The sequence below is a fragment of the Oleiphilus sp. HI0125 genome (assembly GCF_001635355.1).
The window spans coordinates 1-791 of sequence record NZ_LWGF01000950.1 but is presented as its reverse complement, the minus strand read 5'-3'; the positions used below and the strand labels follow the sequence as shown (position 1 = coordinate 791).

Annotated in this window: 1 protein-coding gene; it reads right to left on the bottom strand. The window is 42.7% G+C overall.

Features of this window, described 5'->3' with window-relative positions; all coding sequences use genetic code 11:
* A partial coding sequence (locus A3762_RS16350) for a DUF1302 domain-containing protein (protein ID WP_156493520.1) occupies nucleotides 1-719 on the bottom strand: 719 nt, incomplete at its 3' end.
* Nucleotides 720-791 lie beyond the last annotated feature (72 nt).

Below are 791 nucleotides of genomic sequence, written 5' to 3'. Positions count from 1 at the left end.
TCTAGACTAACGTTTTCAGTCAAACCTAACGACGAATACAACATATTTACAGGCAATAAGGCATCTTTGATTTCTGCACCCGGCGCTCTAAATGCTGGTAAATCGACTGGATTGATCACGTTAATACCGTTGATAATGAAGGTCGATTCACCCCAGCTCACAACTTGCTTACCCGCTTTAACGCTTAAAGGCATTTCACCCAAATAGAAGTCAGCAAAAATATACGCATCCATTAGCTCTATATCGGATGCATTATCTTGACCGTCTTTACTCAAAGTACGCGTAGGGTTCACACCATCATTCGCGAACTTCTCGTCCTCAAGCACGAAATCATACCAATAACGCACTCTCGCAAAAGCACCAACGCTATCGCCTTGAATTAAAAAATCAGTACTGCCTTTAATCGTTTCAGAGAAGGTATCGCCTTTCTCGAAGTTCAGGTTACCATCATCACTGTTAATCGAGGCACCTAATGCTTCGTATTTCGCATTTGAAGAGTTTGCACTCTGGCCATAAAAACCATTTCCCAAACCAATATTGTATGGATGGGGATCTTCTAAACGCCAACTCGCACCTGCAGACAAGGTGGTATCAATACTGGCTTCATAATCACCAATGTAGAACTGAACAGCAGAAGTTGGTGTAGAGAATGCAGCCGCAACAGCAAGAGCCAATGGCATCTTACGCATTTGTCGCGACAACTGTATTTTTTTTGTCATCGAACGCTACTCCGTAATTTCAGTCGCAATACTTGCGACGTAGTACTTTTCTAACCTGAGCAGGGGTAAAAA